The sequence below is a fragment of the Gordonia sp. w5E2 genome (genome assembly GCF_036540975.1).
Classification (GTDB): Bacteria; Actinomycetota; Actinomycetes; order Mycobacteriales; family Mycobacteriaceae; genus Gordonia; species Gordonia jacobaea.
Genome location: NZ_CP144213.1, coordinates 1,481,635 through 1,497,792, shown reverse-complemented (window position 1 = coordinate 1,497,792; position 16,158 = coordinate 1,481,635). Strand labels below are relative to the sequence as shown.

The following is a 16,158-nucleotide window of genomic DNA, read 5'->3' as shown; positions in this document are numbered from 1 at the left end:
TGTGCCCGTTCGCTCGGACAGTCGCCGCGCACACGCGTCGTCAGGTCGCCGCTGATCTCGCCAGCGAAGCGGCCAGATCGTGCGCGTCGACCACCGGGAGGTCGCACACCGTGCCGCGACAGACGTAAGCGGCGTCGTGTCCCTTGACCGGCCCGCGGCCGTCGAGCAGCGGCTGCGAGTCGCGCGCACCCGATACGACGATCGCTCCACCGGGCGCGAGTCGTCGTGCCGCCGTCGCCAATTCGCCTGCGCTGCGGGAGTCCTCGGCGATCGCGACCTGGATCGGCCCATCCTGGCGCGCCTCGGCAACGGCCAGCCAATGCCCCGCTGAACGCGGCACTTTGGCCAAGAGCACGCTGCCACGCGTCAACGTCTCGTCGACGATGCTCGCGTAGCGGGTCGCGGGACCCATCCGTGCGAGGGCCGACGCGATGAGCGCGGCCTCGGCCACGAGCGAGGCACCCGACGGTGTCGCACCGTCTGCCGGATCCCGGGGCCGCGCGATGAGTGTTCCCTGCGCGGCGTCGAACCAGGCTCCCGCCTCGTCGGGGTCGGCGAACGTCTCGATCGTCGAGTCGAGCAACGCCAAACCCTTGTCGCACCAACTCTTTTCGCCCGTGACCTGGCAGACGGTCAGCATCGCGGTGACCAGTGCAGCGTGGTCGTCGAGTGCAGCCACCGGCACACCGACAATTCCGCCGAGAGATGAGCGCCGCAGTTGTCCGTCGACGAGATGAGTGTCGACGAGCTCGGTCAGCACCTCGACGGCCAGTTCCACCCAGTCGGGATGATCCAGAGCCGCGCCGGCCTCGGCGAGTGCGGTGACCGCCATGGCATTCCACCCCGTCACCACCTTGTCGTCGCGCGGGGGTTGCGGGCGCGACGCCCGCGCAGTGAGGAGTCGACGCCTGAGGTCCGCGTACCTGTCGGCGTCTTCGGGGTCGGTGCGCAGCTGCAGCGTCGACGCACCGTGCTCGAAGGTTCCCGCCTCGGTGACGCCGAAAAGCGCTGCGGCCCACTCGCCGTCCTCGTCACCGAGAACCTCGCGCAACTCGGCGGGAGTCCACACGTAGGTCGAGCCCTCGACGCCTGCGGCATCGGCGTCGAGCGACGAGGCGAACCCACCGACGACACGCAGATCCCGACGCAGAAAGTCGACGATCTCCTCGGCGATCCGGCCGGGCAGCGGGTCGTCGACGATTCTCGCGAGATGTCCGTACACGCGGAGCAACTGGGCGTTGTCGTAGAGCATCTTCTCGAAATGCGGTACCACCCAGTCGTTGTCGACCGCATATCGCGAGAAGCCACCGCCGAGTTGGTCGTAGATTCCACCACGGGCCATCGCATCGGTTGTGCGCATCACGGCTTGCAGAGGCGCGGCGTCGGCTGACCGCTCGTAGTGCCGCAGCAGACCTTCGAGCAACGCGGACGGTGGAAACTTCGGCGCCCCACCGAATCCACCCGAGACCCGGTCCTCGTCGCCGAGCACGGTGGTGACCGCGTAGTCGAGGAGCCGTTCATCGACGTCGACACCACCCGCCGGAAGTGCGGACGCGGCGTCGGACAAGGCTTCTCGGACACGTGAACCCATCGACTCGATCTCGCTGCGCCGCGTCGTCCACGCCTGCGTCACCGCTGAGAGGATCTGGCGGAACGACGGCATTCCGCCGCGAGGGGTGTCGGGAAAGTACGTGCCGCAATAGAAGGGCTCACCAGAAGGGGTGAGAAAGCACGTCATCGGCCAGCCGCCCTGGCGAGTCATCGCGACCGTCGCGTTCATGTAGATCGCGTCGATGTCCGGGCGTTCCTCGCGGTCGACCTTGATGCAGACGAAGTCTCGGTTCATCTGCGCGGCGGTGGCTGCGTCCTCGAAGGACTCGTGCGCCATCACGTGACACCAGTGGCATGCCGCATAGCCCACCGAGAGCAATACCGGGACGTCGCGCCGAACCGACTCCTCGAGCGCGGCGTCGGACCACTCGCGCCAGTCGACGGGATTGTCAGCGTGCTGCCGGAGGTAGGGGCTCGACGATTCGCTCAGTTGATTCGGCATATCCGATCCGCTCCGTCGCGAGAGTCGTTGGGGTCCCTGCTACCGGCCGAACTACCCGGTCGACTACAAGGTCAGGTGCCGCCGGAGTCCCGTCGCACCGCGGGGTCGGCGGTGGTGTCGGCGCTGACCGAGACCCCGTTTCCGGTTCCCGTCGCCGTGGCGCGACCTTCTGCCTGTGCGGCTCGCTCGGAGTCGCTATCCGCAACACCAGCACCGGCCGCGTCGGTGCCCTCGTCGAAGGCCTGGTCGGCTTCGGGATGGTTGGCGTCGAACGACTTCGGCAGCTTGCGGAGTTGCTTGTTCATCGAGCGGATCAGCAAGGCGGTGCCAATGAGCAGGACCACGATCACCAGCAGACCGATCGGCGAGGCCTTGCCGAACTCGGGTCCCTGAGGTTGCTGTGCGGCCAACACCGCGATTGTCGAGAACGTCATGACGTCGCCTGCTCCCCAACCCCGACGGCTTCGTCGTCGAGCGATACACCTGTGAACAGGTCTGTTTCCGGAATCGCGGTGGTCACCCGCGTCTGTGCCAACTCGTACTCCTCGGTGGGCCAGAGTCGCTGCTGCCACTCGAGCGGGACCGCGAAGAACATGCCGTTGGGATCGATCTGTGTCGCGTGCGCACGCAGTGCGTCGTCGCGCTGCGGGAAATACTCCGCGCATTCGACCTGGGTGGTCACGCGTCCCATGAGATCGCCGCGACTGGGGTCCCACTTGGAGAGCCACTCGGCAAATGGACTCTCCTGACCGCTCTTCTCGAACTCCTCGGAGAACAGCACCATGCGGTCCCGGATGAATCCGTGCGTGTAATACAGCTTCGACACCGTCCACGGCTCGCCCGCGGCGGGAAATGCCGCCGGGTCGCCCGCGGCCTCGAACGCCGCCACCGACACCTTGTGGCACATGATGTGGTCGGGATGGGGATATCCACCGTGCTCGTCGTAGGTGATCATCACGTGCGGGCGGAACTCGCGGACCAGCTCAACCAGCTTCTCCGTCGGCACCTCGACCGGCAACGTCGCAAATGAGCCCTCCGGCAGCGGAGGCAACGGGTCGCCTTCCGGCAGGCCTGAGTCGACATAGCCGAGCCACGTCTGCTCGACGCCGAGCGCAGCGGCAGCCTTCGCCATCTCCTCTTTGCGGACCTCGGTCATCCGCTCCTTGATCCCGGGACGATCCATCGCCGGGTTCAAGATGTCGCCGCGTTCGCCACCGGTGAGGGTCACGATGAGGACCTCGTTGCCCTCCGCGGCGTATTTGGCCGATGTGGCCGCGCCCTTGCTCGACTCGTCGTCGGGATGGGCATGCACTGCCATCAGACGGTAGCCGCCCTGCGTGCGCGATTCGGTCACGGTTCCTCGCCTTCGGATACGTACTCCTCTCATGGTAGGTATTGACCCGTGAACAGTTCAGACGGGGGCACGCCGCAGGAACCCGACCTGCACAAACAACCGCATAGCGGACCGCGTGCCACCTATCCCGTCGCACAGTCGGCCCGGAGTCGGCGCCTGTGGTTCATCGCATCGGCAGTCACGGTTGTGGTCCTCGGTGTGATCCTGGCCGCAATCGGCTACAACAAGTTCGCCGATCCCGATGTCAGCGGACAGGCGACCGGCTACGAGATCCTCGACGACTCATCGGTCGCCGTGCTGTACACGGTGACCCGCAAGGACCCGACCCAGCCGGTGGCATGCGTTGTCCGCGCCAGGGTCAAGGACGGCTCGGAGGCGGGGCGTCGTGAGGTTCTCGTACCGCCGGGCACCCAGCAGCAGGGACTGCGCACCGTCATCAAGACGTCCGGGCCGCCGGTCATCGGTGAGGTCTTCGGCTGCAGCACCGACGTCCCCGCTTACCTGACCTCCTCCGCGTCGTGACAGAAGAGCGTCCCGTGCCGACGTCGGCCACTCCAGACGGTGACCGCGGCGTACGCGACGCGCCGGGTAAACACGACAAAAGGGGAAGACCGGACAAGGCGGTCTTCGCCCACCTGAGCAGCCCGTACTTCCCCGCGTTGGTGGCGCTGTTCATCGGTGTCATGCTCATCAGCAACATCACCGGCACCAAGGGTGTCGTGTTGTTCGACAGTTGGCTCCACCTCGACGTCGGCCCAATCCACATGAACGGCCTGGTCACCGACGGCGCGTTTTACCTCTTTCCGCTGGCATACGTCCTGGGCGACGTGATCAGCGAGGTCTACGGATTCAAGGCGATGCGCCGGACGATCCTCGCAGGCTTCGCCGTCCTCCTCTTGGCGTCACTGTGTTTCTGGGCGACCATCCACCTGCCCGCTGCCGACTTCTACGACGGCCAAGAAGCGTTCACACGCGTAGCCGGAGTGGTGCCCCAGTTCTTACTCGCCGGGTTGGCCGGCTACCTCGCAGGCGAGTTCCTCAACTCGTTCGTGCTCGTCAAGATGAAGCAACGCGCGGGCGAAAAGCGACTGTGGGCACGGCTACTCGGCTCAACCGTCGTCGGAGAATTCGCCGACACACTCGTGTTCTGTTCGATTGCCGCATCCGCCCTGGGAATTTCGACGTGGGGCGACTTCATCAATTACACCGCCGTCGGATTCATTTGGAAAACGCTCGTCGAAATCCTCGTCATGCCGATCACCTACGGCGTCGTCGCATGGCTGAAACGATCTGAACCCAGCTACCAGCAGGCCCTCGCCGAGGTCAACACGACCGACGTGTGATGTGCCACATCCGTCTGGATTTGGTATCCTGACTGAATACACGGCTCCGAGAGGGGTCGTGTTGCTGCATTTAGAGCAGGCCCACACGTGCTACCGCGTGTGACATAACCAAGCACGTGCGCGCATGAAGCATGTGGGCAAACCAAGCATTTACAGCAGTCCATGTGTCCCGATTCGGGACAGTGCCCCGGTTCAGACATTGCCGGGGAGCGGACAACACAAAGGAGTGACCGATGACCGACACCCAGGTGACCTGGCTGACCCAGGAGTCGCACGACCGCCTCAAGAGCGAGCTCGACTCTCTGATCGCCAACCGTCCGGTCATTGCTGCCGAGATCAACGAGCGTCGCGAAGAGGGCGACCTCAAGGAGAACGGCGGCTACCACGCCGCCCGCGAGGAGCAGGGCCAGCAGGAAGCCCGTATCCGCCAGCTCCAGGAGTTGCTCAACAACGCGAAGGTCGGCGAGGCCCCGACACAGTCCGGCGTCGCACTGCCCGGTTCCGTCGTCACCGTGTACTACGACGGCGACAAGAGCGACGAAGAGACCTTCCTCATCGCCACCCGCGAAGAGGCACAGGCCGGCAAGCTCGAGACCTACTCGCCGAGCTCGCCGCTCGGCTCCGCACTGATCGACGCCAAGGTCGGCGACACCCGCGAATACACCGTGCCCAACGGCTCGGTGGTGAAGGTGACGCTCGTCAAGGCCGAGCCGTACCACAGCTGACCCCCTACGGGACTACAGCAGGCTGAAAGGTTGCTGCGGGTTGCGGATTCCGCAGCCCACAGCAACCTTTCGTCGTATCTCACCGCGAGATGATCAGTTCAGACGCACCTTCACGCCACCCGAGAACATCGAGTCGTGCAGCTCGATGGTCGCCGGAGTCGCATCCTTCGGCATGTCGAAGACGACCTTGGCATCGACGGTGTTGCCCGGATTGATGTTGTCCCACACCGGAATGTCGGAGCCGCCGAGGGCGATCTGCGCGGAGGTGCTCGGTTCAAAACTGCGACCCTGGTCGTCGACGAGCTTCTGATCCGACGGCGAGAAGCTCTGCGGCTCCTTGCTCGTGTTCTGCACCGTCATCGAGACAACCACGAACTGCCCCTGCGCCTGCTCGGTCAGATAGGGATTGTCGCCGACACTCGACAGCCCCTTCTCCACTCCCGTGACGACAAACTCGAACTTGCCGTCGCGCACAGGAGTATTGAGTCCCGCTGCGCCGCTGTCCTTTTCCGCACCAGCGTTCTTCTGTTCGGCACCCTGCTGCGACGACCCCGCCGACGTCGAGTTCGACGACGAATCCGAGTCCGACCCGCCTCCCGACACCGCAACGATGATCACGATCAACACCACCAGCGCACCGAGAATCCACGGCCACTTGCGCCGCTTCTTGGGCGGCTGATTGACCGGCTGGCCGCCGGGACCCTGAGGCGGAAAGCCGTACTGCGGCACCGTGTTCGGCGCTCCGGCAAACTGCCCGGCACCGGTCTGCGGGTACGCGTACTGGGGCACACCGGACTGGGGCACACCGGACTGGGGCGCGCCCGACTGGGGGACACCGGGCTGGGGCGCGCCCGACTGGGGCGCATTCGGAGGGTTCGTCATTGGTCTTCCTTCGTTCGCGACGCCGTACGTTCGGCGACGAAGGGGACTCTATGGATCGACTCCGACAAAAACGGCCGCGTAGTGCGTCGTCTGAACGGGTGAATCCGAGTGCTCCGCGGAGCAGCCGCAAACTCGTACCCTGCCTGAGACGTGTTTGACCAAAACGTCTCGCGCGGGTGTTTCGCGATGCTAAGACTCAGGAATGAAAACGCGCATCACTCTGCGCCGAGTCGGGGTCGTCGCCGCTGCCGTGGCCGTCGGACTGCTGACCTCGGTTTCGACACCCACACTCGCCGACGCCGCCCCCGCGCCGCTCGCGTACGTCAACCTCGGAGACAGCTACTCCGCGGGTTCCGGGGTATCCCCCACCGCGCCAGACAAACCCGGCAGTTGCACGCAGTCGAGCAACAACTTCTCGCACGTGATCGCACGCCGCAATGGCTTCTCACTCAAGGACGTCAGTTGCGGTGGCGCACAGACCAAAGACTTCTTCACTCGCCAATACCCTGACGTCGCACCACAATTGCGCGCCCTACGGCCCACCACACAACTGGTCACCCTGATGATCGGAGGCAACGACGGCAACGTCTTCGCCGGCACCGTCGCGAAGTGTGTCGCAGCAGGAGTCGCCGCAGGTTTCCGCGGCACGCCGTGCAAAGACCAGTACGGCTCGTCGGTGACACGCGAGATCCAGAGCGCGACCTACCCGAAGATCGTGAACGCGCTCAAGGCAATTCGCGCGAAGTCGCCCAGGGCTCGCGTCGCAATCGTCAGCTACCCGCTCATCATGCCCGCGACCGCACAGGCGTGCCCCAATCTGCCTGTCGCCGCCGGCGATCTGCCGTATGCGCACGGAATCCAGACCGCACTCAACGACGCCGTGAAGCGCGCGGCCACGACAACCGGGGTGACCTTCGTCGACGCCACCACACCGTCGATCGGCCACGATGGTTGCAAGCCGGTGGGCGTGCGCTGGGTTGAACCGATCTTCGGCACCGTCCAGCCGATCCCCGTGCATCCCAACGCGCTTGGCGAGCGCGAGATGGCGGGCATCGTCAGCCGGACGCTCGGTCTGGCGCGGTAACCAGCCGGGCATCCACCACGAACATGTGTGTCGTATCGAAGGAGTTGGGTGCTGCCGCACCCAACTCCTTCGATTAGGTCCACATCTAGGTCCGACTCCACACCGCAGCTGACTCACGCCGCGTCGTCGCGGCGGATGGTGAGCGCTCCCGACTCGTCACTCACGTGAATGTCACTGCGCCCCAACATAACTCCCAAGCGGTCGAACATCTGGAAGAGCGGTGTGCCCGACGGCGCGTCCGACATGTCGTCGCACGGTTCGACGCTGTAGTTGGCCACCTCGGTCAGCAGCGACAGTCGCCATGCCTCGCCGCGCAGCGGCTGCAGGTCGCGGCTGCGGGTCAGCGGCTGCACCTCGAACGACCCGCATGTCGTCGTATCCTCCTTCGTGCACGCTCCACCGAGCCCGATGTCGGCGAACTCGGCGTGCGACCACCACAGCACGCCATCGACGTCGACGGTCGGCGTGATGACACCGTTGGGTAGCGGTCCCTCCGTCATACGTGTCAGAGGCTTCTCGAAGACGAGGAGCCCCGCGCTGCCCAGTTCGGGCAGTACGCGAATGCTCGCACCGCCGTCCGCAGACCTCGCCTCGCTGGTGACCGACTCGGGCACCCAGATCGGCGAGACCCTCGAAAGAACCTCGGCGGACGTATCGGCGCGGCCGAGGAGTCCGCGCAGCAGCTTATAGAGGTCGACGCTCTCGATGTAGTCCTCGGCAAGATCGGCGCATTCGTCCTCGGTGAGTGCGAGATGTCCGTCTCGGTACTGATCGAATCGCTTCATCGCGTGGAGCATCCGCACGCCGACCGGACGTATGTATGCGGCCCACTCCTCGGCGAGTCCGCGGAAGGCGTCGACGAGCGCGGCCTGAACGTCGGGCATGCCCGTCGCCGCCCACGGAATCTGATTGAGCCGTCGCCCGGTGGCGGCGTGATACTGCCGATCGCTGCCGGTGGTGCCGTTGCGCGTGCGACCGACAGTTGGCTTGCGTGACTTGTGATTTCGTCTCCCCATGCGCTGCACGCTAGGCGCGATCACGACCGGAGTCACCGCGCCCGTCCACAGGAAATCCACACATGGCTTCGGACCACAGGTTATCCACAGCTTGGCCCCAGACCATCGCTAACCTGCGGGTTCATCGTGTAGTCAGAGCATTCAACCATCCAAAGGAGGACGGACCATGAAGATGCACAAGCAGCCAACCCCCGACGTTCCGCTCGTCGTCCTCGACGACGACGCACTCGTTGCCCACTACGCCAAGACCCTGTTCGACGAGGGCACGCCGGTTGCCGTCGTCAGCAGCAACTACTACGACGTCGTGCCGTTCATGTTGCGCAACAACGGACACACCGTCGCGCTGGTCGCCGACGTCGACGACACCACGCAACTGGCAGAGGCGATCTTGATCGTCGAGCAGCGTCTCGGGCACGTCGCAGCGGTGATCCGCTACGAGACCGATCTCGCGACCGCACCTCACCGCAACTCGGTGCACTCCGCATCGGCGGCGTGACCTCGCCCGCCCCACCACAGATCTCACGGCGCCCTGACACCGCGGACGCTTCGACGCCGCTGCATGACAGTTGACGTAAGGCCCACGACAGTCGCGTAGTGCAGGCTGACGCCATGACTACGACAACCACCACCACTGCGACGACGAGCGCGTCGAACCCACTGGGTTCCGAACTTGCCATCGATGCACGCGGACTGGTCAAGCAATTCGGCTCGAACCGCGCCGTCGACGGCGTCGACTTGGCAGTTCCAACCGGCTCTGTGTACGGCGTCCTCGGCCCCAACGGAGCAGGCAAGACCACCACCGTCAGCATGCTGGCCACACTCCTGCGACCAGACGCGGGCTCAGCCACAATCTTCGGCTACGACGTCGTGCGCGACTCGACGGCCGTCCGGTCGCTGGTCGGCGTCACCGGCCAGTACGCCTCGGTCGACGAAGACCTGACGGCGAGACAGAACCTCGTCGTCTTCGCCCTTCTGCTCGGCTTCTCGCGGAAAGCAGCCAAGGTCCGAGCCGACGAACTGCTCGACGAGTTCTCACTCACAGAAGCAGCAGACCGCCCACTCAAGGACTTCTCCGGTGGAATGCGTCGACGCCTCGACCTCGCGGCCAGCCTCATCGACACCCCACCACTGCTGTTCCTCGACGAGCCGACCACCGGACTCGACCCCCGCACCCGCGCCCAGATGTGGGACACCATCCGCCGACTCGTCGCCGACGGCGCCACCGTGCTGCTGACAACCCAGTACCTCGACGAGGCGGACCAACTCGCCGATCGCATCGCGGTGATCGACCACGGTCGTGTCATCGCCGACGACACCGCCGACGCCCTGAAGAACTCGGTGGGCGCGGCGACATTGCAACTCGCCCCACTCGAACGGTCCGACGCCCCGCGCGTCGCCGAGATCGTCGAACGCGTCCTGGGCGAGCCCGCAACCCTATCGGCAGAAGCAAGCAGAATTTCCGCTCCACTGCACCGCCCTGACCTCGTGCCCGACGTCCTGATCGCCATGCGCTCCGACGGCATCACCGTCGACGAGATCAACGTCCAGAAACCGAGCCTCGACGAGGTGTTCCTCACCCTCACCGGCAAACCCGCCGATTCCCACGACGCCCCCGCAGACGAAGACGCCACGCAAGAGGAGAACCTCTGATGACCACAACACTTCCCCGAGCCGTCACACCCAATGCCATCACCACCGGCGCCATCCGAGCACGAGCGAAACAGTCCGTCTCTCTCGCGGAGACCGCACGCCAGTCGCTGACCATGGCCTACCGCGGTGTGCTCAAACTCCGGCACAACCCCGAGCAACTATTCGACGTGACCATCATGCCGATCATCTTCACGGTGATGTTCACCTACATCTTCGGCGGTGCCATCAGTGGCAACGTCTCGTCCTATCTTCCCGTCATCATCCCGGGAATCCTCGTGCAGACCGTGGTGATGAGCTCCATCGTGACCGGAACACAGTTGCGTGAAGACATGGACAAAGGTGTCTTCGACAGATTCCGCTCGCTGCCGATCGCACGCATCAGTCCGCTTGCGGGAGCCCTTCTCGCCGACGTGATCCGCTACCTCATCGCGAGCATCATCACCGTCGTGATGGGCCTGATCATGGGCTGGCGCCCCGACGCCCTCGGTGTCATCGCGTCGGTTGTCCTGGTCATGGTGTGCAGCTTCGCCGTCTCCTGGATCTTCGCACTCATGGGTTGCATAATGAGCAAAGCCTCTGCCGTACAGGGAATCTCGATGCTCGTCGTGTTCCCGCTGACCTTCATGTCGAATGCGTTCGTTCCCGTCGACACAATGCCGGGCTGGTTGCAGGCATTCGTGAACGTGAATCCGGTGAGCCACCTCGTCACCGCGGTGCGTGAGCTCACCGCGACCGGACACGCGGGTATCCACGTGGTGTGGGCGCTGGCAGGCGCAGCGGTCATCACCGCTGTGTTCGCTCCGCTCGCCGTGCGCGCCTACATGCGCAACGCCTGACCAACACGCACAGCGACGGGCCTGCCACGCGGCAGGCCCGTCGCTCTGTGTGATCTCAGGCGAGGCGGGGCGTCTTCGACGCAAGCAGTTCGACGAGTTCTTCGGTCGCGCGCCGCCGGGACATGCCCGGGATGTCGGCGGTGACGTCGTCCCACTCCTCCTGCGTCAGCTTCGACGCACCGACCAGGTCGGTCAACACTGCGTAATAGCCCGGATAATCGACGCGCGCCTTCAATCGTTTTCCGAGCATCAGGAGCCGAGCACCGTCGCGTCTGGTCTCACTCCTATCGCACAACACGTATCCCGTTGCGACCGCCAAATTCGCGGACTGCGGGATATCGTTCCACCCACTCGGCGACAGCGTCTCGACGACGCCCGACGCCAGTACCGGCAGCAACGCGCGTGCACGATCAAGCTGCCCGGTGCGCACCAGACCGATGGCGGCAACACCGATCAGCATCGCGGCCCCTGGGTCCCGTGCAGCCATCGGATGCTCACGCAACAGCAGGTCTCCCGCTCGGGCGAACAGCTCAGCGGCGTCGGCCAGATCGCCACGCGCGTAACGGAGTTCGCCGAAGGCCAACATCATTCCGGCAAACACTTCCGGGAACCCGCGCGGGTCGGGGTCATCGGGCGTCCAGCCGTCGGCAACGTGCACCAGTTGTTCTTCTGCGGCGTCGAGTTGGTCGAGGTTGATCAGCGTCACCGCAAGGTAACAGCGGGTCTGCATCTCGTCCTCGAAGGAACCGAGTCGCACAAGGTCGGCGATTCCGCCCCGATAAAAGTCAACGGCGGTAGACCAATTCGCCTGCTGACTGTGGATTCCGCCGAGACTCACCTGAGCCATCGCCGACATCCAGTGGTCACTCCCGAGCCGCGACCGCTTGCGCAGCGTCTCACCGTCGCGTTCCGCCTTATCCAGACGGCCGAGGTTCTCGGCGAGGTTCATCCGTCCGCCCAGCGCTGTCGTCGCCACCCGTTCGTCGGGGCTCGTGGTGCCACGCACGACGTAGCGAATGGCCTCGGTCGTACTCCGGCTCAGCACACACGCCGTCATCAGTTCGGTCGGCTCGAGATAGATCCGATCGGGATTGTGCAGTCGTCGCAGGTAATACCGCGCACGTGCGAGCTCTCGAAGGTCTTGGCGCAGCATCTGATGCGTCATCGACGCGAGAACCGTTGCCTGCCAATCACGTCGACGCTCGTCTGAAAGATCGCGCGGTGGCGTCGGCAACACGTCGATCAGCCGCGACCCCCAGTTCATGATCTCCGCGTGCAGGCCCCGCGCCATCCAGAACCCGGCGAGGATGGGAAAGATCCGCACCGCGCAGTCGACGGCGTCGGCCACCTCTGAGTCGTCCTTCTCGCCGTGCGCGATCAGCTCCGTGCAGTGGCGGAGCACCCAGACGAGGTTGTCGACGTCGGCGGCAACACGGGTCATCAACCCTGCGTCCACGCCCGACTCATACCCGGTAACCATCTCCGACGCAACGGATCTGGCCCACTTGCGCATTGCGGAGTTGACCTCCGACGACAGCCCCGGCTCCGCGGCGAGCTTCTCCTCGCCGAACTCGCGCACCATCTCCAGCATCCGGTAGCGCACCCGACCGTCGGCCTCGATCACGGTCAGCAACGACTGATTGACCAGCGAGGCGAGAGTGTCGTCGAGCCGAAAACCGCGATAGCCCAGCACGATTCCCGCCGCGTCGGCCGTGAACCCGGCCGGGAATCTACACAGCCGACGCAACGCCTCACGCGCATCGTCGTCGAGAAGGTCCCAACTCCAATCGATCACGGCCCGCAACGTGCGGTGCCGGTCCGGAGCGCTGCGGTCCGTCCCGCGAAGCAGTGCGAATCGCTCCGCCAACCGATCGGTGATCTCCTCGACCGTCATGGTGCGAATTCGGGCTGCCGCCAACTCGATTGCCAACGGTAGGCCGTCGAGATGTCGGCACAGTCGCGCGACGGATTCGTGTGGCAGATCGGCGTCGGGCCGCACCGCGCGGGCTCGGGTGACGAACAGTTCGACGGCGGCACCGTCGTCGGTGACATCGAGTGTCGGCAATCCGAAGATCTGCTCGGCGGGCAGCATCAGCGGGGATCGACTGGTGACCAGGATCTTCAACGACGAGTCGGCAGCGAGCAGATCGGCCACCAGGCGCGCGCACCGCTCGATCACCTGCTCGCAGTTGTCCAGGATCAACAGCGCGCCCCGCCCGCGCAGCGCGTCGATCAATCGGTCCTGCAGATCACCTGTCGGCGCGATGCGCGGTCGCGCGTTGGTACCGAGGTCCGACTCACCGACGCCGAGCGTCGCAGCGATGGCAGGCACCACGTCGTCGTCGTTGCGGATCGGTGCGAGCGGAACGTAGTAGACAGATGATCCCTCGTCGACGAGCCGGTGCCCGACGCGGTTGGCCACCCGCGTCTTACCCACTCCGCCCGGCCCCTGAATGGTGACGACGCGATTCGCCTTCAGTTGCTCGAGAATCGACGCGACGTCGCCCTCACGCCCGATGAGGTCGCTCGTCTCCACCAGCAGACCCGTCTGCATACTCGAGCGTCGGGCGCTCGGAGCGGGGCGTCGAACATCGAGGTCTCCCTCGGCGAGCAGCGCGTTGTGGAACTCGGTGATCGTCGGACCGGGATCGACGCCCAACTCCGTCGATAGTCGACGGCGCAGTGCGGCGTACACGGCGAGCGCATCGGCGACGCGTCCCTCACCGGCGAGCGCGCGCATCAGATCCAGCGCAGCCGTCTCATCCAATGGGTCACGAGCACAACGTCGTTCAGCGATCTCGCGCGCCGTGGAGTAGTCGCCGGAATTCATCGCGGCCGCGCTGCGAGCACGGTTGAACGCGTCCTCCGCGTGTCCCGCCCGTGCGCGGATCTCGCCGATCAGCGATGCCGCCTCGACGCCGAGGTCATCTCCTGGCTCGCCACGCCACCACGACGCGGCGTCGTCGAGCGCGGTCACGGTTCCCTGCGCGATGAGTTCTTCGACGATCTCGATGTCGGTGCGTCCGCCGATCAAGCGATACCCGCTGCCCGACGCCTCGAGGCGCCCGGCCCCGAGGACGGTCCGCAGCCGGGAGATCTGGGTGTGCAGTGCCGCCCCGGGTGACCGTGGCGGATCGTCGCCCCACACATCGTCGATGAGCCGCTCTGCCGAGCGAGTGCGCCCTCCGGCCAGCGCCAGCGACGCCAACAGCCGCTTTGCGCGGATGCCCGGAACCGTCACCAGATCATCCGGCGTCACCGGCGAATCCGGCGCCGCGGACACGCCGGTGGCGACGGGACCGAGCAGACCGATCACGGTGGTTGCGGGGACGGACACTGTGCCAGATTAGCCCCGCGGTGCATATCGAGAGCGTCCGCGCTGGACGTATCGCCGAAAGACGGTGCGGCGCCGTGCTTGAATGGCACGATGGCTCGCAGCTACGCACTCGACTCGTTCGACCTCGACTTCTTCGACACGGCACCGGTGAGCTATCGCATCGACGTCAACCTGCCGGTCACACCCGAACGCGCGTGGGCAGAGCTGACGCGCCAACACACCCTCGACTGGTGCCGGGCGATCAGGGGTATCGAGTTCACCTCGCCGCCGCCATACGGTGTCGGCACGACCCGTCAGGCCAAACTCGGCCCAGGCGTGGCACTCTCCGAGTACTTCTTCGACTGGGTCGAGGAGCCGGCAGAACACCACTACCGCAACGCATTTCGCGGAGAATCGGTGACCGTACCCGGCCTGTCGCGGTTCGGAGAACTGACCGAGGTCAGCAGCGCCGACGTCGGCTGCCGCCTCGTGTGGCGCTTTGCTCTCGAACTCGCGACCGGAGCCAAGCCGGTCAGGCTGTTCAGCGGGCCGACAGCGGCGTCGGTGTTCAAGACGGTCGAAACCGACACCCTGCGCCACTTCTCGACACTGCGTCCGCAGACCTGATCCGACGCCGGTCGCCGAAAACCCCGTCAGCGCAGGAAGCCTGCATCGGCGAGAGCGGCACGCACAGCCTCCTGGTGCTCTGCGCCCCTGGTCTCGGCGCTGACCGTCACCTGCACCTCGCCGAGCTGTAGGTCGTCGGCAACACGCGAATGCACGACGTCGACGACGCTCGCCCCCTGCTCACGCAATAGTTCGAGCAGCGAGATGAGGCCACCCGGGCGGTCGGGAATCGTGGCGGTGACCGTCAGGAAACGACCGGACGCGGTCAGTCCCGCGGTGGTCACGTGGCTGAGCACGAGGGGGTCGATGTTCCCGCCGGAGGTGACGACGCAAATCGGTCCCGGCAGATCGAGGTCGAGACTCATCAGCGCGGCTACTCCCGCGGCGCCCGCGGGTTCGACGAGCAGCTTCGCGCGCTCGAGCAGCAGGAGCAGCGCGGTGGCCAACTGCCCCTCGTCGACCGTGACCACGTCGTCGACCAACTCACGGACATGGGCGAACGGAACGTCGCCGGGCAGCGCGACGGCGATCCCGTCGGCCATCGTCGACATGTGGGTCGCCGCAACGGGCATGTCCTCCTGCAGCGAGGTCGGCCATGCCGCTGCCTGCGCTGCTTGGACACCGATGATCCGGACGTCGGGTCGCCGTGCCTTCACCGCGGCAGCGATCCCGGCGAGCAGCCCACCTCCGCCGAGCGGGACGACGATCGAACCGACGTCGGGCATCTGCTCACAGATCTCGACGCCGACGGTCGCCTGCCCCGCCACGATGTCGCGATGATCGAACGGGTGGATCAGCGTCGCACCGGTCTCTTCGGCGAAAGCTCGTGCGGCGACCAGTGATTCGTCGATCGTCTCACCGACGAGCACGACCTCTGCCCCATATGCCTTGGTGGCGGCCAACTTCGGTAAGGCGGCGCCCACCGGCATATAGACGCGCGAGGTGATGCCGAGGTGGGCCGCCGACCATGCCACTCCCTGTGCATGATTGCCGGCACTGGCCGCAACGACGCCCGCGGCACGCTCCTCGGGCGTGAGCCGCGAGATCCGGTAGAACGCGCCGCGAGGCTTGAACGATCCTGTGCGCTGCAGGTTCTCGCACTTGAGCCAGACGTCGGAGCCGCTGCGCTCGGACAACACCCGCGACGCCACCATCGGAGTGCGGCGCATCACGGGCGCCAACACCATCGCGGCGTCGTCGATCTCGGCTTGTGTGATCAGCATAATGAGCGTCAACGTACGCGGTTGCAATGCCTCACGCAGCGCAACCTGC

Annotated in this window: 15 protein-coding genes; 8 read left to right on the top strand and 7 right to left on the bottom strand. The window is 65.6% G+C overall.

The annotated features are described in order from the left end of the window. Nucleotides 1-40: 40 nt before the first annotated feature. The 3 genes from RND64_RS06845 to mca all read right to left on the bottom strand — a co-directional run bounded on the left by RND64_RS06845 (nt 41) and on the right by mca (nt 3,440). Nucleotides 41-2,053 (bottom strand): thioredoxin domain-containing protein, encoded by a 2,013-nt coding sequence (locus RND64_RS06845; protein WP_049699669.1) that lies wholly within the window; start codon nt 2,051-2,053, stop codon nt 41-43. A gap of 71 nt (nt 2,054-2,124) precedes the next feature. Continuing rightward, entirely contained in the window at nt 2,125-2,487 is a 363-nt protein-coding gene (locus tag RND64_RS06840; protein WP_049699670.1) for a hypothetical protein, read from the bottom strand. Beyond that, nucleotides 2,484-3,440: a mycothiol conjugate amidase Mca gene (mca, locus tag RND64_RS06835; protein WP_049699671.1), complete on the bottom strand. Its 957-nt coding sequence runs from the start codon at nt 3,438-3,440 to the stop codon at nt 2,484-2,486. The genes RND64_RS06840 and mca overlap by 4 nt, the downstream gene beginning before the upstream one ends. A gap of 15 nt (nt 3,441-3,455) precedes the next feature. On the opposite strand from mca, the gene RND64_RS06830 reads away from it, so the two are divergent. The 3 genes from RND64_RS06830 to greA all read left to right on the top strand — a co-directional run bounded on the left by RND64_RS06830 (nt 3,456) and on the right by greA (nt 5,475). After that, nucleotides 3,456-3,929, top strand: a complete 474-nt coding sequence (locus RND64_RS06830; RefSeq protein ID WP_049699672.1) for a DUF4307 domain-containing protein — start codon at nt 3,456-3,458, stop codon at nt 3,927-3,929. Between the two features lie 113 nt (nt 3,930-4,042). After that, nucleotides 4,043-4,750 (top strand): queuosine precursor transporter, encoded by a 708-nt coding sequence (locus RND64_RS06825; RefSeq protein ID WP_064869615.1) that lies wholly within the window; start codon nt 4,043-4,045, stop codon nt 4,748-4,750. Nucleotides 4,751-4,983: 233 nt separating this feature from the next. Next, on the top strand, nt 4,984-5,475 hold the full coding sequence (gene greA / locus RND64_RS06820; protein WP_049699673.1) for a transcription elongation factor GreA: 492 nt from the start codon (nt 4,984-4,986) through the stop codon (nt 5,473-5,475). Between the two features lie 93 nt (nt 5,476-5,568). Here the strand turns inward: greA and RND64_RS06815 are convergent, their stop codons facing one another. Then, on the bottom strand, nt 5,569-6,357 hold the full coding sequence (locus RND64_RS06815) for a DUF4352 domain-containing protein (RefSeq protein ID WP_049699674.1): 789 nt from the start codon (nt 6,355-6,357) through the stop codon (nt 5,569-5,571). A 202-nt stretch (nt 6,358-6,559) separates the two neighbouring features. On the opposite strand from RND64_RS06815, the gene RND64_RS06810 reads away from it, so the two are divergent. Then, nucleotides 6,560-7,441: an SGNH/GDSL hydrolase family protein gene (locus RND64_RS06810; protein WP_049699675.1), complete on the top strand. Its 882-nt coding sequence runs from the start codon at nt 6,560-6,562 to the stop codon at nt 7,439-7,441. 113 nt (nt 7,442-7,554) lie between these two features. Here RND64_RS06810 and RND64_RS06805 read toward each other — a convergent pair whose 3' ends face one another. Beyond that, nucleotides 7,555-8,457: a hypothetical protein gene (locus tag RND64_RS06805; RefSeq protein ID WP_049699827.1), complete on the bottom strand. Its 903-nt coding sequence runs from the start codon at nt 8,455-8,457 to the stop codon at nt 7,555-7,557. A 166-nt stretch (nt 8,458-8,623) separates the two neighbouring features. Here RND64_RS06805 and RND64_RS06800 point away from each other — a divergent pair, with 166 nt between their 5' ends. The 3 genes from RND64_RS06800 to RND64_RS06790 all read left to right on the top strand — a co-directional run bounded on the left by RND64_RS06800 (nt 8,624) and on the right by RND64_RS06790 (nt 10,943). Next, nucleotides 8,624-8,953, top strand: a complete 330-nt coding sequence (locus RND64_RS06800; RefSeq protein WP_200903269.1) for a hypothetical protein — start codon at nt 8,624-8,626, stop codon at nt 8,951-8,953. Nucleotides 8,954-9,066: 113 nt separating this feature from the next. Further along, nucleotides 9,067-10,107: an ATP-binding cassette domain-containing protein gene (locus RND64_RS06795; protein WP_049699829.1), complete on the top strand. Its 1,041-nt coding sequence runs from the start codon at nt 9,067-9,069 to the stop codon at nt 10,105-10,107. Continuing rightward, entirely contained in the window at nt 10,107-10,943 is an 837-nt protein-coding gene (locus RND64_RS06790; protein WP_049699676.1) for an ABC transporter permease, read from the top strand. Before RND64_RS06795 ends, RND64_RS06790 begins: the two co-directional genes overlap by 1 nt. Before the next feature lie 55 nt (nt 10,944-10,998). Here the strand turns inward: RND64_RS06790 and RND64_RS06785 are convergent, their stop codons facing one another. Further along, nucleotides 10,999-14,280 carry a BTAD domain-containing putative transcriptional regulator gene (locus tag RND64_RS06785; protein ID WP_049699677.1) on the bottom strand — a complete coding sequence of 1,094 codons (3,282 nt, stop codon included), beginning with the start codon at nt 14,278-14,280 and terminating at the stop codon, nt 10,999-11,001. A 90-nt stretch (nt 14,281-14,370) separates the two neighbouring features. On the opposite strand from RND64_RS06785, the gene RND64_RS06780 reads away from it, so the two are divergent. Next, the gene (locus tag RND64_RS06780; protein WP_049699678.1) at nt 14,371-14,886 is read left to right on the top strand and encodes an SRPBCC family protein; all 516 of its coding nucleotides are present in this window, start codon (nt 14,371-14,373) and stop codon (nt 14,884-14,886) included. Between the two features lie 26 nt (nt 14,887-14,912). On the opposite strand, the gene ilvA is transcribed toward RND64_RS06780, so the two are convergent. Beyond that, nucleotides 14,913-16,109 (bottom strand): threonine ammonia-lyase, encoded by a 1,197-nt coding sequence (ilvA, locus tag RND64_RS06775; protein WP_049699679.1) that lies wholly within the window; start codon nt 16,107-16,109, stop codon nt 14,913-14,915. Nucleotides 16,110-16,158 lie beyond the last annotated feature (49 nt).